The following is a 21,652-nucleotide window of genomic DNA, read 5'->3' as shown; positions in this document are numbered from 1 at the left end:
CGGCAACCCGCTCAGACCTCCTCGACACTGTTCGGCTCGCGCCGGGACAGGTCGATGCCCAGTTCCTCCGCTGCACGGAAGACGTCCTCCTCGCTGTCGCGCATCTCGACCCGGCTTCCGTCGGACGAGAGCACTTCCACGTTCAGACACAGGGACTGCATTTCCTTGACCAGAACCTTGAAGGACTCCGGGATACCCGGCTCCGGGATGTTCTCGCCCTTGACGATCGCTTCGTACACCTTGACCCGCCCGACGACGTCGTCGGACTTGATGGTCAGCAGCTCCTGCAGCGCGAAGGCGGCACCGTAGGCCTCCAGGGCCCACACCTCCATCTCGCCGAACCGCTGGCCGCCGAACTGGGCCTTACCGCCCAGCGGCTGCTGCGTGATCATCGAGTACGGACCGGTCGACCGTGCGTGGATCTTGTCGTCGACCAGGTGGTGCAGCTTCAGCATGTACATGTAGCCGACACCGATCGGGTCCGGGAACGGCTCACCCGAACGGCCGTCGAACAGCCGGGCCTTGCCCTGGCCGTTGACCATCCGGACGCCGTCGCGGTTCGGCAGCGTCGAGCTGAGCAGGCCGGTGACCTCCTCCTCGGTGGCGCCGTCGAAGACCGGGGTGGCGACGTTCGTCATCGGCTCGGCCGAACCGGCGCCGATCTTGATCAGCCGCTGTGCCCACTCCTCCTGGTTCTCCTCGTCGACCTCCCAGCCGCGGCTGGCGATCCAGCCGAGGTGGGTCTCCAGCACCTGTCCGACGTTCATCCGGCCGGGCACGCCCAGCGGGTTCAGGATGACGTCGACGTGGGTGCCGTCCTCGAGGAACGGCATGTCCTCGACCGGCAGGATCTTCGAGATGACGCCCTTGTTGCCGTGCCGGCCGGCCAGCTTGTCGCCGACCGAGATCTTCCGCTTCTGGGCGACGTACACGCGGACCAGCTGGTTGACGCCCGGCGGCAGCTCGTCGCCGTTGTCCCGGTCGAAGACCCGGACACCGATGACGGTGCCCTCCTCGCCGTGCGGCACCTTCAGGGAGGTGTCGCGGACCTCGCGCGCCTTCTCACCGAAGATCGCGCGCAGCAGCCGCTCCTCCGGGGTCAGCTCGGTCTCGCCCTTCGGGGTGACCTTGCCGACCAGGATGTCACCGGTGGTGACCTCGGCGCCGATCCGGATGATGCCGCGCTCGTCCAGGTCGGACAGCATCTCGTCGGAGACGTTCGGGATGTCCCGGGTGATCTCCTCCGGGCCCAGCTTGGTGTCGCGGGCGTCGACCTCGTGCTCCTCGATGTGGATCGAGGTCAGCAGGTCCTGCTGCACGACGCGCTGGCTGAGGATGATCGCGTCCTCGTAGTTGTAGCCCTCCCACGTCATGAACGCGACCAGCATGTTCCGGCCGAGGGCCATCTCGCCCTCGTCGGTGCACGGACCGTCGGCCAGCGGCGTCCCGACCTCGACCCGCTGCCCGGCGTCGACCAGCGGACGCTGGTTGATGCAGGTGCCCTGGTTCGAGCGGCGGAACTTCGCCATCCGGTAGGTCTGGTACGTGCCGTCGTCGGCGGCGATCTCGATCAGGTCGGCCGAGACCTCCTTGACCACGCCGGCCTTGTCGGAGACGACCACGTCGCCGGCGTCGACCGCACCGCGGAACTCCATGCCGGTACCGACCAGCGGGGCGTCCGAGGTGATCAGCGGCACCGCCTGGCGCTGCATGTTCGAACCCATCAGCGCGCGGTTGGCGTCGTCGTGCTCGAGGAACGGGATCAGCGCGGTCGCCACCGACACCATCTGGCGCGGCGAGACGTCCATGTAGTCCACGTCGTCGACCGGCACGAGCTCGACCTCGCCGTGCCGGCGGCGGACCAGCACGCGCTCCTCGGCGAACCGGTCACCGTCGGTCAGCGCGGCGTTCGCCTGCGCGATGACGAACCGGTCCTCCTCGTCGGCGGTCAGGTAGTCGACCTGGTCGGTGACCTGGCCGTCGATGACCTTGCGGTACGGCGTCTCGACGAAGCCGAACGCGTTCACCCGGCCGTACGACGCGAGCGAGCCGATCAGACCGATGTTCGGGCCTTCCGGCGTCTCGATCGGGCACATCCGGCCGTAGTGCGACGGGTGCACGTCACGGACCTCGAAGCCGGCCCGCTCACGGCTCAGACCACCCGGGCCGAGCGCGTTCAGCCGGCGCTTGTGGGTCAGGCCCGCGACCGGGTTGGTCTGGTCCATGAACTGGGACAGCTGGGAGGTGCCGAAGAACTCCTTCAGCGCCGCCACCACCGGACGGATGTTGATCAGGGTCTGCGGCGTGATCGCCTCGACGTCCTGGGTCGTCATCCGCTCCCGGACCACCCGCTCCATCCGGGCCAGGCCGGTACGGAGCTGGTTCTGGATCAGCTCGCCGACGGTGCGCAGCCGGCGGTTGCCGAAGTGGTCGATGTCGTCCTCTTCGACCACGATCTCGCCGCGCGGTGCCGGCAGCTCGGTCTTGCCCTCGTGCAGCGCGACCAGGTACTTGATCGTGGCGACGATGTCGTCGACGGTCAGCACCGCCTGGTCGTGCGCCTCGTCGCGGCCGAGCTTCTTGTTGATCTTGTAGCGGCCGACCTTGGCCAGGTCGTAGCGCTTGCCGTTGAAGTAGTAGTTCTCCAGCAGCGCCTGCGCGGCCTCGCGGGTCGGCGGCTCACCCGGACGCAGCTTGCGGTAGATGTCCAGCAGCGCGTCGTCCTGCCCGGAGGTGTGGTCCTTCTCCAGGGTGAGGCGGATCGACTCGTAGTCGCCGAACTCCTCGAGGATCTGCGCGTCGGTCCAGCCGAGCGCCTTCAGCAGCACGGTGACGTTCTGCTTGCGCTTGCGGTCGAGGCGGACGCCGACCATGTCGCGCTTGTCCACCTCGAACTCCAGCCACGCGCCGCGCGACGGGATGATCTTGGCGGTGAAGATGTCCTTGTCGGAAGTCTTGTCCGGGGTGCGCTCGAAGTACACACCGGGCGACCGGACCAGCTGGGACACGACGACCCGCTCGGTGCCGTTGATGACGAAGGTGCCCTTGCGCGTCATCAGCGGGAAGTCGCCCATGAAGACGGTCTGGCTCTTGATCTCACCGGTCTCGTTGTTCATGAACTCGGCCGTGACGAACAGCGGCGCGGAGTACGTGACGTCGCGCTCCTTGCACTCGTCGACCGTGTTCTTCGGCGGCTCGAAACGGTGGTCGCGGAACGACAGCGACATGGTGCCGCTGAAGTCCTCGATCGGGGAGATCTCCTCGAAAATCTCTTCCAGGCCGCTGGGGCCGGACAGGTCCGACCGCCCCTCGGCCTCGGCGGCGGCCACACGGGCCTGCCACGTTTCGTTACCGACCAGCCAGTCGAAACTGTCCACCTGCAGCGCAAGCAGATCCGGAACCTGGAGAGGTTCGGAGATCTTCGCGAAGGAAATGCGGCGGGGGCCGGAGACGTTGGAAATGCTGTCGGACTGGGGGTTGCGCGAGGCGACCAAGGGGCGTCCTTCCACGGGCTCGCAAAAAATCACTTCGGTGCTGGGAGCGCACGCCAAGCCGCCCCAGTCAAGTCGAGACTCGAGCGAGGGCGAGAGAAAAGGCAGCGCAAAGCAATAGGTTACATGATCCAGGCAAGCCTGTCCAATGGGGTCCAACAGTCTGCCGTCGGACCACCCTCTCCGTCAAGGACCGACCCGGAGTCTCCAGTGGGCAGATCACCCACGAGACCTCCGGCGCCCCTCTGGTGCGGAGTCACCTAGAGGTTACAGTCCGGCGATCTCCTGGACCAGCCATCGGCCGTCGTTTCGGACCATCGTGAACCGGGTCCGGTTCAGGTCCACCCGGGGACTACCCTTCGTGATCGTGCTGGTGGTCGTCTGGTTGACGAAGATGATCAGCGTGACCCGGTCGGCGTCGCCGTCGCGGACCCCGACCTCGCGGACGTCGGCCTTCACGGTGGCCTTGGTCTTGGTGGCCAGTTCGCCGGCCACCTTCGCGGTCTCGTCGAACTTCGCGGCGAAGTCCGGGGTCATCGTCGCCCGCGCCGCGGCGAAGCTCTTGTCCAGGTCGCGGTAGTCGTAGCTGAGCGCCGTCTCGGCCGCCGTCCGGCCCGCGGCGGCGGCCTGGTTCCGGGCGTCCTCCGCCTGCTTGCCGTTCCACGCCTTGACCCCGAGCACCGCGGCGACGGTGAGCGTCAGTACGACGACCACGCCGAGGGCCACCGTCAGCGCCGTCCCCAGACCGGCCCGCGGCGTCTCGGGCACGACCCCGTACTCGGGCTCCTGTTCACTCTCCGTAGATGCTTCGAGTACCGAGGACTCCTCGGACGAGACCTCGGAGACCTCCGATGTGCTCGGGGTCACATCCTCGGCGGAGCGCTCGTCGACGACTTCCGGGGTTTCCGGGGCGGTCTCGGTGACGTCGGGACCGGTCGCGGTGACGTCCGGCTTGCCCGGTTTCGCCGTCCGGCGCTGGCCGGCGACCCGGGGACGGTTGCGGGGATTCGGCATCAGCCCACCACCTGGAGGTCGGCCGTCAGCCAGCGGTCCTTCTCCCGGACCAGGTCCAGCTTGATCCGGTACCGGCGCTCGGTGCCGGTCGCCGAGGCGGTGTTCGTGACGACGGCGTTCACGATCACCAGCACCTGGGCGGAGTCCTTGTCGTGCGACACCACGCCGGCCTCCTTGACGTCCCCCTTCGAGGTCGCCTTGTTCGCCACCACGTCGGTCTTCACCGCGGCGATCCCGGCCTGGAACTCCTGCTTGAACTGCCCGGTGGACTCGTCCAGGACGCGCTGCGAGTCCGCGTCCCAGGTCTGGTAGTCGTACGTCGTGAAGTCCAGCGCCAGCTGCCGCGCCGCCTTCATCGCGCCGTCGCGCTGCGAGTCGTCGGCGCGCTGCTTGCTCAGGGCCACCACGGACAGCGTCAGCCCGGCGAGAGCCACGAGGAGCACCACGCTCAGCGCCCAGGCCAGCACCAGCCGGCCGTTCCGTACGGTCACTTGCCGGTCACCGGCCCGAGGATGAGTGCCTTCCAGGAGTCGCTGCCGAGCAGCTCCTGCTGTCCGCCGGTCGAACCGAGCACCAGGTCCGGCATGCCGGCGGTCCCGCCCGCTGCGCCGGTCGCCGGGTCGTACCCGACGCCGTAGCCGGTCCGGTTCAGGTTCCGCGAGGAGGGTGCCGGCTTGTTCTGCGAGCCGCGGACGTTGACCCCGCTCGACGGGTTCGCCGTACACCCGGCCTTGGTGTTCGCGGTGGTGTCGCGGACGTCCTGCGGCACCCGCTTGTCCGTGCCGCCGTACCCGGGCCGGCAGGCCGGCGGCTGGAACCCGACGACCAGGCCGAAGTGGGCGTCGTAGTGCCCGGTACCGGGGTCCTTCGCCGGGACGACGTACCCGCCCATCGACACCGCCGGGTACACCACCAGCAGCTGCTCGACGGCGTCCAGCCGGACCGCGGTCAGTTCGCTCACCGTCAGCAGGTTACCGAGCAGCACCGCGATGTCCGCGCTGTTGTCCTGGATCAGGCCGGTGACCTGGGTCGAGGCCAGCGAACCCTGATCGATCACGGTCCGCAGGTTCGCGTCCGAGCTGACCAGGGTGTCGGACAGCAGCGCGAGATTCTTCGCCCAGGTCCTGATCGCGTCGCCGCTGGCGACCTGGGTGGCCAGCACGGTGTCGCCGTCGTTGATCAGCTTGATCGTCTGCAGCACGTTCGCGTCCGCGATGTCGATCAGCGTGCCGGAGCTGTCGATGATCTTCTGCAGGTCGCTGCCCTTGCCGCGCAGCGCCTCGCCGAGCTCGCGGACAGTGATCCGCAGGCTGTTCTTGTCGACCGAGTTCACCAGCTGGTCGAGGTTCAGCAGCAGCTCGGTGGTGTCGATCGGGATCGCGGTGTCCTTGCGCTCGATCCGCGAGTTGTCCTTCAGGTACGGCGCCCCGTCGCGGCGCGGCTGCAGGTCGACGTACTGCTCGCCGATCGCGGACCGGTTCGCGACCACCGCGAGCAGGTCGTTCGGGATCTTGTACTTCTTCTCGATGTCGAGGTTCACCTGCACGCCGTCGTCGAGCAGCTCGAGCTCGCCGACCCGGCCGACCGGCTGGCCGCGGTACGTCACCTCGGCGCCGGAGAAGATGCCGCCGGACTCGGCGAAGCTGGCGCTGACGGTGTAGTCGTCGTCGACGAACAGCTGGTCGACCTGCGCGTACCGCGCGCCGACGAACGCGACGCCGACGACGGTGATCAGCAGGAACACCATCAGCTGGATCCGGACCGATCTGGTGATCATTCGACCGCCCCCGGCATCAGTGCGCGTGCGAGGTCGGGATCGAATCCGGACCGCCGCAGCTGCTGTGTGCAGACCGGCTGACCGAGCAGCGTGATGCAGGTCGTCGCGGCTCCGGTCGGGACCGGCAGCGACGGCAGCACACTGCCCGCCGGGCTGGTCGGCAGGTGCACGGGGAGGCTGATCCGGTTGGTCGGCACCGAGGTGGGGCCCACCGTCGGCAGCTCGATCCCGAGAATGCCCTTGAGCGCCTTCTGCGTGTTCACGTCCAGAGTGATCCCGAGGTTGGTGAAGTCGCCCTTCGCGGCCTTCGCGGCGTTGTCCGGGAACGGATAGGTGAACAGCAGCTCCAGCGACTTCGGCAGGTTCTCCCCCGCCTCGGCCAGCTTGGTCAGGATCGGGTACAGCGACTGCAGGTTCGCCACCAGGTCCTTCTGCGCCGAGGTGATCACCCGGGTCGCGGTGTTGCCCAGCGTGGCCAGGGCCTGCAGTGTCTTGACCAGCGCGGCGCGCTGCTTGTCCAGCGTCGCGATCGACTTCGGCAGCGAGTCGATCGCCGTCGCCAGCGTGGCCTTCTGCGCGTTCAGCTTCTTGGCCAGCGCGTCGACCGACTTGATCGCGGTGACGATCTTCGCCTTGTTCTGGTCCAGGGTGCCGACGAACGTGTTCAGCTGGGTGAGCACGCTGCGGATCGCCGGCTCGTTGCCGGTCAGCGCCTTGTTCAGCTCCTGGGTGATGATCTGCAGCTGGGCCACGCCGCCGCCGTTCAGCAGCAGCGAGAGCGCGGACAGCACTTCCTCGACCTCGACGTTGCTGGTCGTCCTGGACAGCGGGATCAGCTCGCCGCCGTCCAGCTTGCCTCGCGGCTGCTCGGACCCGCTCGGCCGGGCCAGTGACACGAACTTCTCACCGAGCAGGCTGGTCTGGCGGATCGTGGCGTGCGTGTTGTCCGGCAGGTCGAGACTCTTCGGCAGCCGGATCCGCACCTTGGCGACGTACCCCTCCAGCCAGACCTTCTCGACCGTGCCGACGGTGACGTCGTCGACCTTCACCGTCGACTTCGGCACCAGGTCCAGGACGTCGGTGAACTCGACGGTGACCGTGTACGACGGCCCCTTGATCTTCGCCCCGCCCGGGAGCGGCAGCGAGTACACGCTGAAATCACAACCGGTCAACAGCATCGCCAGCGCGGCGATGCCCGCGACGATCGACGTACGGCGTCTCATCGGACCAGCCCTCCGAGCGTCGGGTCGACGGGGTCGGGGCGGTTCAGCGGGGGCTTCGGCGCCGGCGCCCACGGCGTACCGGCGGGGCCACCGCTGGCCGGCGCACCACCGGTCAGCGAGGTGATCAGCGGCAGCTTGGCCAGTGCGTCCAGGACCGGCTTCAGCGCGGAGCAGCTCGACTTGGACTGGCCTGCCTGCAGCAGCAGCGAGCAGATGAACGTCGCCGGGTCGTCGAGCTGCGCCGCGTTGACCCGCTGGTCCAGCGTGCCGTACTGCGGGTTGTAGATCCGGGCGAGGTTGCCGAGGCCGAGCGGAGCGGTGTCGATCACCTCGGCGATGGCGGCCTTCTCCTTGACCAGGATCTGCGAGAGCTCGGTGGCGCTGTGGACCGTGGTCTTGATCAGCGTCCGGTTGTCCTTCACGAACGTCGCGACCTCACCGAGCGCGGTGGCCAGCAGCGACAGCGCCGCGCCGAGGTCCTTGCGCTCGCCGGCCAGGGTGGTCGAGGTCGCCGCGAAGTTGGCGTTGAACTGCCGCACCAGCTGGTCGTTCGCCGCCAGCGCCGACACGAACGTCTGCAACTGCCGGATCGTGTTGAACAGCGCCGTCGAGTTCCCCGACAGCGTGCCGGTCAGTTTCGAGACGTCGGTGATGGTCTGGTTGAGCTTCTTGCCCTGGCCGTTCAGGTTCTTCGCCGAGACGTCCAGCAGCCGGGCCAGCGCGCCCTGGTCGTTCGCGCCCTTGGGCCCGAGCGCCACGGACAGGTCGTTGAGGCTCTGGTAGATCTGGTCGAGCTCCAGCGGTACGGCGGTCCGCTCGAGCGGGATCTCGGCGCCGTCGGGCATCACCGCGCCCTTGGAGTACGCCGGTGTCAGCTGCACGTACCGGTCCGCGACGATCGACGGCGACGCGATCACCGCCTTCGCGGTGGCGGGCACCTTGTGCTTGGCCTCCCACCAGAACTTCACCCGGACCGCCCGGCCGGCCGGCGTGACGCTCTCGACCTCGCCGACCTTGATGCCGAGGATCCGGACGTCGGACCCGGGGTACACCGAGACCGCGCGCGGGAAGTACGCCGTCGCGCTCACCCGCTCGGGCTGGGGCCACAGCGTCACCGCGCCGACCGCGAGGATCACCACGACGACCGCCATCGCGATCAGCCGCGAGATCGCGTTCACCCGCATCAGCCGCCACCTCCCAGGATCGGCGGCAGCCCGGAGGGCAGCACCTTCGGCAACGGGATCTCCGGCACCGGCACCAGGTTCTGCACGTAGGTGTCGAACCAGGGCCCGGTGCCCAGTGTGTTCGTGAAGACCCGGACGAACGGCGCCAGGCCCTTGATACTCGCGTCCAGGTCGTTCTGGTTCTTCAGCAGGACGGCGAGCACCGAGTTGACCTTCTGCAGGGTCGGCGCGAGGTCCTTGCGGTTCTCCCGGACCAGGGCGGTGATCTGCGCGGAGAGCTTCTGCGTCGACACCAGCAACTGGTGGATCAGCGCCCGCCGGGCCTGCACCGCCTGGAACACGGTGTTTCCGTCCTTCATCAGCTTGATCAGCTGCTGGTTGCGGTCGGCAAGGACCTTGGTGACGACGTTGGAGTGCTGGAGCAGCAGCTTGAGCTGCTCGTCGCGCTTGGCCACGTTCCGCGACAGGCGGGACAGGCCGGTGAGCGACGCCTGCACTTCCTCGGGCGTGTTCTTGAACGTCGTCGACAACGTGTCGAGGGCCTTGGCCAGCTGCGCGGTGTCGATCCGCTCGGTGGTGTTCGCCAGGTCGGTGAACGCGTCCACGACGTCGTACGCCGAGATGGTCCGGGCCAGCGGGATCTCGGCGCCGGGCTTGAGCTCGCCCGGACCGGCCGGGTTCAGCTTCAGGTACTTCTGGCCGAGCAGCGTCTTGATCTTCATCTCGGCGCCGGTCTGCTCGCCGAGCCTGACGCCCTTGTCGACCACGAAGTCGACCCGGACGTGGGTGCCCTCGAGCTCGACCGCGCGGACCTTGCCGACCCGGACGCCGGCCACCCGGATCTCGTCGTTCGGCTTCAGGCCGCCGGCCTCGGAGAACTGCGCGGAGTACTTCGTCCCGCCGCCGATCAGCGGCAGGTCCTGCGCCTTGAACGCGGCCAGCATGATCAGGCCGATCACGGTCAGCCCGATCACGCCGATCGTCACCTGGTTCTGCTCGCGGAAGGGCTTCACTTCGCGCACCTCGCCGAGTTGTTGTCGTAGGCGACCGGGATCCGGGTGCCGATCGGCAGGGTGACGTTGCCGTCGAAGTTGCACAGGTAGAAGTTGAACCACGAGCCGTACGACGCGGTGCGGGTCATCGTGTTCAGCTTCTCCGGCATGGTCTGCAGCGTCTTCACCCAGATCGCCTGGGTGTCGTCGAGCGTGGTCGCCACGGTCCGCAGCTTGTCCAGGTCGGACTTGAGCGGCACTCGGGTCTGCTGCAGCAGGCCCGCGGTCTTCGTGTTCAGCGAGTTGATCGACGTCAGCGAGCTGAGGATCGGGTTGATGTCCTGGCTCAGCCCGGTGATGAACTGCTGCAGGTTGACCAGCAGCTGGGAGAAGTTCTGCTGCCGCTGCGAGACGATCTGCAGCGTCGAGGTCAGGTTCGTGATCAGGTCGCCGATCACCTGGTCGGCGTTGGCCAGCGTGGTCGTCAGGGACGCGGTCTTGGCGAGCAGCGACTCGATCGTGCCGCCCTCACCCTGCAGCACCTTGATCACCTCGAACGCGAACTGGTTCACGTCCGCCGGGGTGAGCGCGGTGAACAACGGCTTGAACCCGTTGAACAGCACCGACAGGTCGAGCGCCGGCGTGGTCCGCTCCTTCGGGATGATGCCGTTCTTCTTCAGCCGCTCGCCGCCGCCGACGCCGTCGGTCAGCGCGACATAGCGGTTGCCGACCAGGTTCCGGTACCGCAGCGTCGCGCGCGTCGAGGTGTCGATCACCTGGTCGGAGTCGACGCTGAACGTCACCATCGCCAGGGTGTCCTGGTACAGCTGGATCTTGTCGACCTGGCCGACCTTCACGCCGGCGATCCGGATGTCGTCGCCCTGGTTCAGCCCGACCGCGTCCGTGAAGACCGCGCGGTACTTCGTCGTCGGGTTGAAGCTGATGTTCCCGATCGTCACCGCCAGCAGCGCGGTCGCGACCGTGGTCACCACCACGAAGATCCCGAGCCGGACGGTGTCGAACGTGGTCTTGCGGTCGAAGAAGGTCACCTTAGATTCACCTGCCCGCCGCGGAGAAGGGGGCCGACCATGAGGGTCGTGAGGTCCGGTACGTCGTTCGCGGAGACACCGAGCTCCGGTCCGACGACGGAGTTGATCACCTTCTGCTCCGCCGGTGTACCCACACCTTGCGTGTCCATCGCGAAACCTGGCATCGCGCGGTTCAGCTGCAGGTCGACCGGGAACCGCTGGTTCTTGTGGTGGTCGCCGATCACGCCGTCCTCACCGGTGACATAGGGCGCCGGGTTCTCCTGCGTGTACGGGCCGGGGTGGGCGCCGGGGTGGTTGTAGTTCCGCCCGACACACGTCGGGCCGCGCTGGTCCTTGTACACGGGCTTCTCGTTCGGCGCGTACGGCGTCGGCTGGTTGGTGATCAGCTCGAGGTTGATGTTCAGCCGGCCGTCGCGGAACGTGTCGTTCAGGATCGGGGCGGTCTCGGTCATCACCTGGAGGAAGCACGGGACCTCCGGCGAGTACCGCTCGAGCAGGTCCAGCACCGGGCGGCTGACCTGGCCGAGCCGGATCACCCGGTCCTCGTTGGCCTTCAGGAACGCGTCACCGGTCGTGGACAGCCGCTGCACGTCGACGAAGAACGCCTGCAACTGCTTCTCCTTCTCGACCACCGTGTTGCCGGTGATGGTCAGGTTGCGCAGCGCGCGGACGAGGTCGGGTGTCGCGTCGCCGTACAGGTCCGCGGTCTGGGTGAGCCTGACGAGCGCCGCCATCAGCTTCGGGACGTGCGGGTTCAGCTTCTTCAGGTACGCGTCGAGCTGGGTGAGCGTGCCGGCGATCTGGGTGCCGCGGCCCTCGAGCGCGGTCGCGAGGGTGTTCAGCGTGGCGTTCAGATCGGCCGGGTCGACCGCCTGGAGCAGCGGCAGCGCGTCGTTCAGCACCTTCTCGATCTCGATGCCGACCGCGGTCTTGTCGCGGCTGATCACGTCACCGGCCCGGATGTGCCGGCCCCCAGTACCCTGCTGGCCGGTCGGCGGGACCAGCGCGACGTACTTCTCGCCGAACAGCGTCTTCGGCAGGATCCGGGCGCTGACCGCGCTGGAGATCTCGCTGACCTGGTCGGGCTTGAGCGCGAGCCGGACGGTCGCCTCGTCGCCGTCGGTGGAGACCCCGCGGACCTCGCCGACGATGATGCCGCGCAGCTTCACGTCCGCGTGCTCGTTGAGCTGCAGGCCGATGTGGCTGGTCTTGAGCTCGACGTCCACGGTCTTGGTGAAGACCTTCGCGTAGAACGCGTACGTCAGCCACAGCAGGAATACCACGACGCCGATGAACGCGACGCCCAGGACCTTGTGCGAGATCAACTTGGTCATCCGGCCAACCTCACGGTGGTCGTCGTACCCCAGATCGCCATCGACAGCAGGAGGTCGACGACGTTGATGACGACGATGGACGTCCGGACCGCGCGACCGACCGCGACGCCCACACCGGCCGGACCGCCGGTCGCGTGGTAGCCGTGGTAGCAGTGCACGAGGATCACCAGGACCGAGAACACCAGCACCTTGCCGAACGACCAGAGCACGTCCCCGGGTGGCAGGAACAGGTGGAAGTAGTGGTCGTACGTGCCCGTACTCTGCCCGTAGAACGTGGTCACCGTGAGTCTCGTCGCGAAGTACGACGACAGCAGACCGACGACGTACAAGGGGATGACCGCGATCAGGCCGGCGATGATCCGGGTGGTGACCAGGAACGGCAGCGACGGGATCGCCATCACCTCGAGGGCGTCGATCTCCTCGCTGATCCGCATCGCGCCGAGCTGCGCGGTGAAGCCGCAGCCGACGGTCGCGGCCAGCGCGATCCCGGCGATCAACGGCCCGATCTCGCGGGTGTTGATGTACGCCGAGACGAAGCCGGCGAACGCCGACGTACCGATCTGGTTCAGCGCCGAGTAGCCCTGCAGGCCGACCTCGGTGCCGGTGAAGAAGGCCAGGAAGGTGATCACGCCGACGGTGCCGCCGATCACCGCGAGCGCGCCGGTGCCGAGCGTGACCTCGGCGAGCAGCCGGAGGATCTCCTTGCGGTACCGGGTGACGGACTTGCCGGACCACGCCAGCGCCTTGATGTAGAACGCGAGCTGCTCGCCGAGACGGTCGAGCGAGCTCAGCGGCTTCTTCACCAGGGTGTCCATCAGGGCCGACACGTCAGGCCCCCTTCGGCGGGACGAGCTGGAAGTAGATCGCGGTCATCGCGAAGTTCGCGACGAACAGGAGCATGAACGTGATCACGACGGACTGGTTCACCGCGTCCCCGACGCCCTTCGGCCCGCCGCCCGCGTTGCAGCCCTTGTACGCCGCGACGACCGCGGCGATGAACCCGAAGACCAGCGCCTTCGCCTGCCCCTGCCACAGGTCGGGCAGGTGCGCGAGCGCGGTGAAGCTGGCGATGTAACTGCCCGGCGTCCCGTCCTGCAGGACGACGTTGAAGACGTACCCGCCCATCACGCCGACCACGCTGACGAACCCGTTCAGGAAGAACGCGACCAGCATCGTCGCCAGCACCCGCGGTACGACGAGGCGCTGGATCGGATCGATGCCGAGCACCATCATCGCGTCCAGTTCCTCACGGATCTTCCGCGAGCCGAGGTCCGCGCAGATCGCGGAACCGCCGGCGCCCGCGATCAGCAACGCGGTCGCGATCGGCGACGCCTCCCGGACGACGGCGAGGACGGCGGCCGAACCGGTGAACGCCTGCGCGCCGAACTGCTTGATCAGGCCGCCGACCTGCAGCGCGATCACCGCACCGAACGGGATCGCGACCAGCGCGGTCGGGATGATCGTCACGCTGGCGACGAACCAGGCCTGCTGGAGGAACTCCTTGACCTGGAACGGCCGCCGGAACGTCGCCCGCCCGGTGTCGAGCGCGAAGGCGAACAGCGATCCGGCGTTCTTCAGCGGGGCGGTCGCGGAAACTGTCACCGCGCCCCCACGGTCTTGGACTCGAACGAGCCCGGTGGCGGGACCACGTCGTGCTCGCGGCACCACTCGCCCGGCGGCCGCTGGTTCGGCCGGAGCATCCCGCTGCTGGGCAGCTGCTGCAACGGGATCGGCGGCAGCGGCGGCAGTTCCTGGCCGATCTCACGGGCCAGCTCGTCGGCGTCCTTCTCCTCGGACATGCCGATCGGACCGATCATCTGCGCGTTCAGGAACTGCCGGATCACCGGCTCCTCGCTGGACAGCAGCATCTCCCGCGGGCCGAACATCGCCAGGTGCCGGTGGTACAGCATGCCGATGTTGTCCGGCACGGTGCGCGCGGTGTTGATGTCGTGCGTGACGATCAGGAAGGTGGCGCCGAAGGCCTCGTTCAGGTCGATCATGACCTGGTTCAGGAACGACGTACGGACCGGGTCGAGGCCGGAGTCGGGCTCGTCGACCAGCAGGATCTCGGGGTCCAGGACCAGCGCGCGGGCCAGGCCGGCTCTTTTGCGCATACCGCCGGAGATCTCGCCGGGCAGCTTGCGCTCGGCGCCCACCAGGCCGACCATCTCCATCTTCTCCATCACGATGGAGCGGATCTCGGACTCGGACTTCTTGGTGTGCTCACGGAGCGGGAAGGCGACGTTGTCGTAGAGGTTCATCGAGCCGAACATCGCGCCGTCCTGGAACAGCACTCCGAACAGCCGCCGGACCTCGTACAGCTCGCGCTCGCTGCAGGTCGCGATGTCGGTGCCCTCGATCCAGACGTGGCCCCGGTCGGGTTTGATCAGCCCGATCAGCGTCTTGAGGAACACGGACTTGCCGGTACCGGAGGGGCCGAGCATCACGCAGATCTCGCCGGCCGGGAGCGTCAGGGACACGTCGCCCCAGATGAGCTGGCTGCCGAAGGACTTGGTGAGACCCTCGACGCGGACTTCTACGCCCACCTGGTCCTCCTCATCGGCCCTGCCTCACGGGATTCTGGACTGCCCCGAACCGACGACGTTCTGCCGTGTCCAACGAGGCGCGGTTGCCTAGGTTACGCACGAGTACGGTTTTGCGTAACCCCTGCGTGTCAAGCGACGGTGACCGATAGGTCACGCTCCGGTCACGTCGATCACGGAGTGCTGATCGACCGACACGATGTGCTGATCGGCACGCGGCTCCGGCCGATCCTAGCGGCTGGAGCGGTTCGGGTACGGCAGCCCCACTCAGACCAGCGCCGGAACTGGTATCGCAGCGCAAACGACCCGACACACACAGCGACCCGATCGCCGAGACCTGTCCGGACAGCGGTGGCGAAGTTAGCGTCGAGCAAGGGCTTCGGCCGGCCGAGGAGGGGACACGGGATGAGCATCGAACGTCGGACATTCCTGAAGGGAAGCGCGGCAGTGGCGGGCGGAGTGCTCGCGGGCGGGCCGTTCCAGGGATTCGTGGCCCAGCAGGCCGCCGCGGGCAGGTCGCCGGTTCTGCAGCCGATTCCGGACCTGCGCGACGGCAAGGTCCGGCTGCACCTGCCACCAGGATTCTCCTACCGGTCCTTCCACGACACGGAGTTCCCGGTCGTCCTCGACGACGGCACCAACCTTCCGGGACGGCACGACGGCATGGGCGCGTTCCAGCGCAGCAACGGGAACGTCGTCCTCGTCCGCAATCACGAACTCAACAACCCAGGTACGCCGTTCGGCCCGGGCACGCCGTACGACGTGCGGGCCCAGGGCGGCACGACGACGATCGAAGTCACGCGGTACGGCGAAGTGGTCCGGGCGCACACCAGCCTGAACGGCACGATGATGAACTGCAGCGGCGGGATCATGCCGTGGGGCAGCTGGATCACCTGCGAGGAAACGGTGAACGGACCGGACGTCGGTCCCGACTTCACCGGAACGTCCAACGTGCCGCTGACCAAGCCGCACGGTTTCGTCTTCGAGGTCCCGGCCCGCGGGCAGTCCGACCGGGAGCCGATCACGCACGCGGGACGGTTCGCGCACGAGGCCGTCTCGCTCGACCCGAAGGACGGCGTCCTCTATCTGACCGAGGACAACTTCGCGTTCCCGTCCGGGTTCTTCCGGTATCTCCCGCCGCGCAACCCGCTCGCGACCCGGCGGCTGCTGGACGGCGGGCGTCTGCAGATGCTGGCCGTGAAGGGCCGGCCGAACCTCAACCTGGCGGCCGAGCAGCCACACCGGGCGACGTACGACGTCACCTGGGTGGACATCGAGGACCCGGCACCGACGTTCCCGTACACACCGGGACAGACCGCTCCGACGACGAACGACCAGGCGCTCGTGTACGTCGGCGACCAGGGTCGCGCACAGGGCGCGGCGTACTTCTCCCGGCTGGAAGGACAGGTGTACGACGACAACGTCGTGTACTTCTGCTCCACACAGGGCGGCGGCGCGGCCGAGACCGGACCGGACCCGGTCGGTGGCTACGGCAACGGATTCGGTCAGGTGTGGGCGTACCACACGAGAGCCGAGAAGCTGCAGCTGATCTACCAGTCGCCGGACCGGGCCACCTTGGACTTCCCGGACAACGTGACGACCAGCAAGCGCGGGACGCTCGTACTGTGCGAGGACAACGTCGACGACAACTACCTGCGCGGTCTGTCCCGGGGCGGTCAGCTGTGGGACATCGCGCTGAACCGGCTGACCAGCAGTCTCACGGGCGCGCCGCGCTTCAACGACGAGTTCGCCGGCTCGACCTTCAGCCCTGACGGGCACACGCTGTTCGTCAACATCCAGGCCAGTCGCGGGTTGACCTTCGCCATCTGGGGACCATGGCATCGGATCGGCGTCTGAGCGGCGAGGAGGACATCCTCGTCCGGCTGCACGACGACGACGCAACGGTCGCCCAGCTCGTCAGCGACGTGACCGAGCTGGCGCCGCTCGCAGCCGCTGCGGTCGTCGTGCTCACCGTGCTTCTGGTACTGCGCCGATGGCGGGACGCGGTGTTCTTCACGGCCGGAGTCGGCGTGGTGTGGGCGGTGAATCCGCTCCTGAAGGAACTCGTCGGCCGGTCGCGGCCGGATCTTTGGCCGTTGCCGCCGGACGTGTCCGAATACAGCTTTCCGAGCGGGCATGCGGCGAACACGGCGGCTCTCGTGGGTGCGCTGGTGCTGATCCTGCGCCGTCGGCTGCTGACTGTATTACTGGGACTGCTGGGCGCCGCTCTGCTGCTGGGTGCGGGCTGGGCGCAGCTGGCACTCGGACGGCACTACCCTTCCGACGTTCTGGCCGGGTGGCTGTGGGCGCTGGCATGGGTGTACACGCTGCGGAAACTGACGAAGGGCGGCCCTGGATAGGACCGCCCTTCGGCGTACTGCTGGAGCTGCGGCTACGCCGCGAGTGTCACTTCAGGGTGACGGTGGCGCCGGCGCCCTCGAGGGCCTCCTTGGCCTTCTCCGCGGCAGCCTTGTCGACCTTCTCCAGGACCGGCTTCGGGGCCGACTCGACGAGGTCCTTGGCCTCCTTCAGGCCGAGGCTCGTGAGACCGCGCACCTCCTTGATGACCTGGATCTTCTTGTCGCCGGCGCTCTCGAGAACGACGTCGAACTCGTCCTGCTCCGCGGCCTCCTCGGCAGCGGCGCCGGTGCCACCCGCGGCGGGGGCAGCGGCAACGGCGACCGGGGCGGCGGCGGTGACGCCGAACTCCTCCTCGAACGCCTTAACGAACTCCGACAGCTCCAGCAGGGTCAGTTCCTTGAACTGGCCGAGGAGCTCTTCGGTGCTGAGCTTCGCCATTTTGGCGGTCCTTCCTAACGGTGTTGCTGATGATCACTGATGGGGTGTTGCGGTGAGATGCCTCAGCTGTCGGCTGAAGCGGTCTCCTCGGTGCTCGCCTCGGCAGGTGTGTCCTGCACGGCCGGTGCCTCGTCCGCCACTGCGTCCTGCACAGGGGCGGCCTCCGCGGCCGGCAGCTTGTCCTGCAGCGCCGCGAACAGGCGCGCGGCCTGCGACAGCGGAGCAGCGAACAGCGACACCGCTTGCTGCGGGGCCGCCTTCATCGCACCTGCGAGCTTCGCGAGGAGAACCTCACGCGACTCCAGGTCAGCGAGCTTGCTGATCTCGTCAGAGCCGAGTGCCTTACCGTCCAGCACTCCACCCTTGATGACGAGCAGGGGGTTCGCCTTGGCGAAGTCACGCAGACCCTTGGCCGCAACCACCGGGTCGCCCTTGATGAAGGCGATTGCCGAGGGGCCTTCGAGCAGGTCGTCGAACGACTCGACGCCGGCGTCCTTGGCCGCGATCTTGGTCAGCGTGTTCTTCACCACGGCGTAGTTCACGTCGTCACCGAGCGCAGTGCGAAGTTGCTTCAGCTGCGCGACGGTGAGACCGCGGTACTCGGTCAGCACGGCGCCGTTGGAGCTACGGAACTCGTCCGTCAGCTCCGCGACAGCGGCTGCCTTGTCCGGCCTCGCCATGGGGGTCTCCTTCTATCGGCTTCCACGCCTCGGACCCCTGAACAAAAAGAATCGCCCCTGCGCAGGCGCAAGGGCGTGAGACATCCTGTGTCACTTCCAAGTCACCTGCGCGGGCCGCCCACCTGAGTGGGACCTTCAGCTACCTAGGGCAGCAACCAGCGGTCTTCGGCAATGAACAGTGTGCCTGGTGCACAGCGGTTTGACCAAATCGGCTCAGACCCGCGACCGGTTCCAGGCGTCGATCAGGTCGCGACCCGGGGCGCCGTACCCGATCTCGGACCACGGCCGGACCTCCGCCATCCAGTATGCCGTCGCGCTGCCCGCGTCGAGTACCAGCGGGTCCGCGACGGCAATGCTCTTCGCCGCGGCGGCACGGCACGTCGCGCACACCTCGACCCGCTGCGGCACCGAGGCCGGCGGCCGCTCCGTACCGAGCGAGATGGCCGGGACGGGCCCGACGGCCGCGCCGTGGAACGGGTTCGCGAAGCAGTCCACGGTTTCGGTCGGTTCCCGGTCCGCCTCGGCCGCGTCCGCGGCTCGCCGGCCGCGGGCCACGAGGACCAGACCGGCGACGACGTCGGCCTGGGCGGCCAGGTCGTCGCGGCCCTCGACGGTGTCGGCGATCCGGCCCGCCACCGCGTAGCAGTCGAGGGCCAGAGCCCAGGCGGGTCCGTCGACACGGTCGGTCGACTCGGCCATGCGTTCTCCGAGCGCGAGGAGTTCGTCGCGGAGCAGCTCGGCGCGCTCGGTGATCCGGACCTTGTTGATCCGGACCAGCACGTCGTTCGGCGGCCGGTAGACGACCTGGTTCCGGCCCTGCCGGCGCTCCGCCGGCCGGGCCTCGATGTGCGCGATCGCGGGTCCGGCCTTGCGGCGCCGGTACGACACCACCGCGAGGGCCGCGAACATGACCACCAGGAGGACGGTGCTGAAGGCCACGACCACACCGCTCAGCACGGTGAATCCGGCGAACAACGCGAGCCCAGCCCCCGCCGCCGCGGCCAGCCACTGCTCTCCCGGCAGGCCGCCTCCGTCGTCGTACTCCGTCCGTTCACCGCGCACTGGCGTGCGCTCGAGCTTGTCGAGCGCCTCGGTCAGCGCTGCGGCCACCGGTGAGTTCAGAGTGTCCGGGACGGACGGTTCGGACTCGGGGAGCGTCGAGGCGACCTTGGTGAGGCCCCACGGGTCGACGATGAGGAACCTGCTCTCCACGTCCGACCGCGCCGCGATGTACTCGACGGTGTTGCCCAGCCATTCGCCGTCCCTCGGCCAAACCACGACCCGGGTCGGCTGACTCATGCCTGCTGCCCGCTTCTCGATCTCGGCCAGCGTGGCCTGGTCGAGCAGGTTCGCCGCCCGTTGGTCGACGTACACGACGTCGTCACGCAGCGCGGCGGCGGCGCGGTCGTGGGAATCGACGTCGGGCCTATCGTCGAGGAAGGCCGACACGGCGATCATCGCCCCGATATAGGCGCCGACGGCAATGAGTGTGGCGCTTCCCCAGACCGTCACGTGACGGAGGACGCGGGCCCACAACGGTATCGCCGTCATGACGCTGTCTCCTGCTTGGTCTGCTCGTAGCGGAACAACGCCGTCGGCAGGTCCTCCACCAGTGCGCCGTAGCCGGTCACCGCCCACTCGTCGTCACCGAGGAAGTAGGGCTTCCCCTTGTCACCGGGAACCGCGTCGAGCTTCTTCGCCCCCTTGCGGACGTCGGCGGCACAACGCCGGCAGGCCGGCACCGACACGGTGCCGGCGTCGAGCCTGAAGTCCACATCCTTCCCGGCCTCGTCGTGCAGCGGGTTGAAGAAGCACAGCCGGTACCGCGTCTGCGACTGCCTGGTCGCAATGCGCAGATCGTCGAGGCCGCAGCGGGACAGGGCGAGTGCGCCGACCACGTCGGTCAGCCGATCGGAGTCCAGGACGCGTTCCGCCGCCGAGCGTGCGAGACCGGCGCGTTCGTAGAGGTCTCGGTCGACCGCGCCCGGATCCGCGGCACTCAGCTCGGTCGCGAGCTGGTTCAGCAGGCCGGTCGCGCGCCGGCGTACCTCGTCCACCGAGAAGACCGTGGGCGGGCCGGACGGCAGCCGGTCGGCGAGGCGCACGAAGCTCTTCGGCAGCGCCTTGTGCAGGATGAAGGCCGACAGCGCGAAGACGACGGCAGCCATGACGAGCGACGGCAGGAGGGACTCCACGGGTTTCTCCTATGTCAAGCCGCGGCCGCGAGTCCGGTTGCGGTCGCGGTTGACGGGTTGTTCTTGAGGGTGTTGAACACGACTCGTGCGAGTCGTCGCTTGAGGCAGCGCAGGGCCTCGGTGGTGGAGTCGCCGGCCGCGAGGCGTTTGTCGTAGTAGGCCTTGCCGAGGCCGCCGAGACGGATCTGGGTGACCGCGATTCTGTGGAGAGCGGCGTTGAGTTGGCGGTTGCCGGATCTGTTCACCCGGACCCGGCCGGCGGTGCGGCCGGACCAGACAGGGATGGGAGCGACACCGGCGTGCATGGCGTACTTGGCCTCGTGGGGGAAGCGGGTGATGCCGGCGGTCTCGCCGACGATCTTGGCCGCGGTCAGGGTCCCGCAGCCCTCGAGTTCGAGCAGGGCCGGGGCCTGGACGGCCACCAGCGCGGCGATCTCGGTCTTGAGCGTGTTCACCCGTGCGGTGAGGGTCTCGATATCGGTGAGAAGTTCCCGGGCAAGCCGGGCGTCGATCCCGGACCGGTCTGCGAGCAACTCGGCCATGCATCGCCGGGTCTTGGCCCGGTTCAGCGATGCGGGCGCCGGATCGACGGTGGGGTCGATGCGGTGCAGGTGCCAGCGGAACCGGTTGACCACCTGGGTCCGCTGTGCGACCAGGTCGTCGCGGTGATCGACCAGCAGTTTCAGCTCCCGCGACGCCTCGTCATGCGCCGCGACCGGCAGATCCGGTTCGCGCAGCACTGCCCGCGCGACCGCGAGCGCGTCGATCGGGTCCGACTTTCCCCGGGTCCTGGCCGTGCGTCGCTGTTCAGCCATCAGCTTCGGCGGCACCCGCACCACATGCTGCCCGGCTTCGAGCAGATCGATCTCCAGCCGCGCCGAGAGATGCCGGCAGTCCTCGATTCCCCACCTGATCCCGGCCCCGCAACCATCCCCGCAACCATCCCCGCAACCATCCCCGGAATCCCCGGCGGCACCGAACTGGGCCTGGGCCCACCGCACCGCCTTGTCGTGCCCTGTGCTGTCGGCCCGCACCGTGAGCTGACCCAGCTTCTTGCCGGTCTCGTCGACCGCGACAAACGTGTGGCTGTGCTTGTGCACGTCGGCCCCAACAACCACCTGCGACGCCTGTGACAGCTGTGACACCATGGTGGTTGCCTCCTTTCACCCTGATCAGTGACTGGACGGTCGGACCGGCCGGCGGACACATCTCAGTGGGGGCGATGCCACGCTCCTATCAAGTCACGCCGGTCGGTCCCTTCACACCCGGCGCCGGCAAAACCCGTGGACGCCAACCCGCAGGCGGCAGCCAACCTAAGAGCCAGACACGGATGCTCAGGATCCAACCACCGCGTGAGCGGCAGCATCACCC

The 21,652-nt window shown here is 68.1% G+C and carries 19 protein-coding genes; 2 read left to right on the top strand and 17 right to left on the bottom strand.

Going from position 1 to position 21,652, the window contains the following annotated elements; all coding sequences use genetic code 11:
• Window positions 1-11 precede the first annotated feature (11 nt).
• The 12 genes from rpoB to BJY22_RS10895 all read right to left on the bottom strand — a co-directional run bounded on the left by rpoB (window position 12) and on the right by BJY22_RS10895 (window position 14,610).
• Window positions 12-3,494, bottom strand: coding sequence for a DNA-directed RNA polymerase subunit beta (gene rpoB, locus BJY22_RS10950; protein ID WP_167205850.1), 3,483 nt, complete (start codon window positions 3,492-3,494; stop codon window positions 12-14).
• 264 nt (window positions 3,495-3,758) lie between these two features.
• Complete coding sequence (locus BJY22_RS10945; protein WP_167205848.1) at window positions 3,759-4,505, bottom strand: hypothetical protein; 747 nt, start codon at window positions 4,503-4,505, stop codon at window positions 3,759-3,761.
• Window positions 4,505-4,996 carry a hypothetical protein gene (locus BJY22_RS10940; protein WP_167205846.1) on the bottom strand — a complete coding sequence of 164 codons (492 nt, stop codon included), beginning with the start codon at window positions 4,994-4,996 and terminating at the stop codon, window positions 4,505-4,507. The genes BJY22_RS10945 and BJY22_RS10940 overlap by 1 nt, the downstream gene beginning before the upstream one ends.
• A complete protein-coding gene (locus BJY22_RS10935) occupies window positions 4,993-6,282 on the bottom strand; it encodes an MCE family protein (protein ID WP_167205844.1) in 1,290 nt (429 codons plus the stop codon). The genes BJY22_RS10940 and BJY22_RS10935 overlap by 4 nt, the downstream gene beginning before the upstream one ends.
• Window positions 6,279-7,505 carry an MCE family protein gene (locus tag BJY22_RS10930; protein ID WP_167205842.1) on the bottom strand — a complete coding sequence of 409 codons (1,227 nt, stop codon included), beginning with the start codon at window positions 7,503-7,505 and terminating at the stop codon, window positions 6,279-6,281. The genes BJY22_RS10935 and BJY22_RS10930 overlap by 4 nt, the downstream gene beginning before the upstream one ends.
• Window positions 7,502-8,689 carry an MCE family protein gene (locus BJY22_RS10925; RefSeq protein ID WP_167205840.1) on the bottom strand — a complete coding sequence of 396 codons (1,188 nt, stop codon included), beginning with the start codon at window positions 8,687-8,689 and terminating at the stop codon, window positions 7,502-7,504. The genes BJY22_RS10930 and BJY22_RS10925 overlap by 4 nt, the downstream gene beginning before the upstream one ends.
• The gene (locus BJY22_RS10920) at window positions 8,689-9,702 is read right to left on the bottom strand and encodes an MCE family protein (protein WP_167205838.1); all 1,014 of its coding nucleotides are present in this window, start codon (window positions 9,700-9,702) and stop codon (window positions 8,689-8,691) included. The genes BJY22_RS10925 and BJY22_RS10920 overlap by 1 nt, the downstream gene beginning before the upstream one ends.
• Entirely contained in the window at window positions 9,699-10,730 is a 1,032-nt protein-coding gene (locus BJY22_RS10915; RefSeq protein WP_167205836.1) for an MCE family protein, read from the bottom strand. Before BJY22_RS10915 ends, BJY22_RS10920 begins: the two co-directional genes overlap by 4 nt.
• Window positions 10,727-12,064: an MCE family protein gene (locus BJY22_RS10910; RefSeq protein WP_167205834.1), complete on the bottom strand. Its 1,338-nt coding sequence runs from the start codon at window positions 12,062-12,064 to the stop codon at window positions 10,727-10,729. Before BJY22_RS10910 ends, BJY22_RS10915 begins: the two co-directional genes overlap by 4 nt.
• Window positions 12,061-12,879, bottom strand: a complete 819-nt coding sequence (locus BJY22_RS10905; protein WP_167218114.1) for an MlaE family ABC transporter permease — start codon at window positions 12,877-12,879, stop codon at window positions 12,061-12,063. The genes BJY22_RS10910 and BJY22_RS10905 overlap by 4 nt, the downstream gene beginning before the upstream one ends.
• A gap of 13 nt (window positions 12,880-12,892) precedes the next feature.
• Window positions 12,893-13,666, bottom strand: a complete 774-nt coding sequence (locus BJY22_RS10900; protein WP_167205832.1) for an ABC transporter permease — start codon at window positions 13,664-13,666, stop codon at window positions 12,893-12,895.
• Window positions 13,663-14,610 carry an ATP-binding cassette domain-containing protein gene (locus BJY22_RS10895; RefSeq protein ID WP_167205830.1) on the bottom strand — a complete coding sequence of 316 codons (948 nt, stop codon included), beginning with the start codon at window positions 14,608-14,610 and terminating at the stop codon, window positions 13,663-13,665. Before BJY22_RS10895 ends, BJY22_RS10900 begins: the two co-directional genes overlap by 4 nt.
• Before the next feature lie 402 nt (window positions 14,611-15,012).
• Here BJY22_RS10895 and BJY22_RS10890 point away from each other — a divergent pair, with 402 nt between their 5' ends.
• Both BJY22_RS10890 and BJY22_RS10885 read left to right on the top strand, forming a co-directional pair.
• The gene (locus tag BJY22_RS10890) at window positions 15,013-16,464 is read left to right on the top strand and encodes a PhoX family protein (RefSeq protein WP_167205827.1); all 1,452 of its coding nucleotides are present in this window, start codon (window positions 15,013-15,015) and stop codon (window positions 16,462-16,464) included.
• Window positions 16,443-16,967 carry a phosphatase PAP2 family protein gene (locus BJY22_RS10885; RefSeq protein ID WP_167205825.1) on the top strand — a complete coding sequence of 175 codons (525 nt, stop codon included), beginning with the start codon at window positions 16,443-16,445 and terminating at the stop codon, window positions 16,965-16,967. The genes BJY22_RS10890 and BJY22_RS10885 overlap by 22 nt, the downstream gene beginning before the upstream one ends.
• A gap of 46 nt (window positions 16,968-17,013) precedes the next feature.
• On the opposite strand, the gene rplL is transcribed toward BJY22_RS10885, so the two are convergent.
• From rplL to BJY22_RS10860, 5 genes are all read right to left on the bottom strand, one after another.
• The gene (rplL, locus tag BJY22_RS10880) at window positions 17,014-17,406 is read right to left on the bottom strand and encodes a 50S ribosomal protein L7/L12 (protein WP_167205823.1); all 393 of its coding nucleotides are present in this window, start codon (window positions 17,404-17,406) and stop codon (window positions 17,014-17,016) included.
• 62 nt (window positions 17,407-17,468) lie between these two features.
• Window positions 17,469-18,086 carry a 50S ribosomal protein L10 gene (gene rplJ / locus BJY22_RS10875; RefSeq protein ID WP_167205821.1) on the bottom strand — a complete coding sequence of 206 codons (618 nt, stop codon included), beginning with the start codon at window positions 18,084-18,086 and terminating at the stop codon, window positions 17,469-17,471.
• Window positions 18,087-18,299: 213 nt separating this feature from the next.
• Entirely contained in the window at window positions 18,300-19,637 is a 1,338-nt protein-coding gene (locus BJY22_RS10870) for a hypothetical protein (protein WP_167205819.1), read from the bottom strand.
• Complete coding sequence (locus tag BJY22_RS10865; RefSeq protein ID WP_167205817.1) at window positions 19,634-20,281, bottom strand: hypothetical protein; 648 nt, start codon at window positions 20,279-20,281, stop codon at window positions 19,634-19,636. The genes BJY22_RS10870 and BJY22_RS10865 overlap by 4 nt, the downstream gene beginning before the upstream one ends.
• A gap of 14 nt (window positions 20,282-20,295) precedes the next feature.
• Entirely contained in the window at window positions 20,296-21,429 is a 1,134-nt protein-coding gene (locus tag BJY22_RS10860) for an IS110 family RNA-guided transposase (RefSeq protein ID WP_167205815.1), read from the bottom strand.
• Window positions 21,430-21,652: the final 223 nt, after the last annotated feature.

It is taken from the genome of Kribbella shirazensis (assembly GCF_011761605.1).
Taxonomy (GTDB): domain Bacteria; phylum Actinomycetota; class Actinomycetes; order Propionibacteriales; family Kribbellaceae; genus Kribbella; species Kribbella shirazensis.
This window is presented reverse-complemented; position numbering and strand designations above follow the sequence as displayed.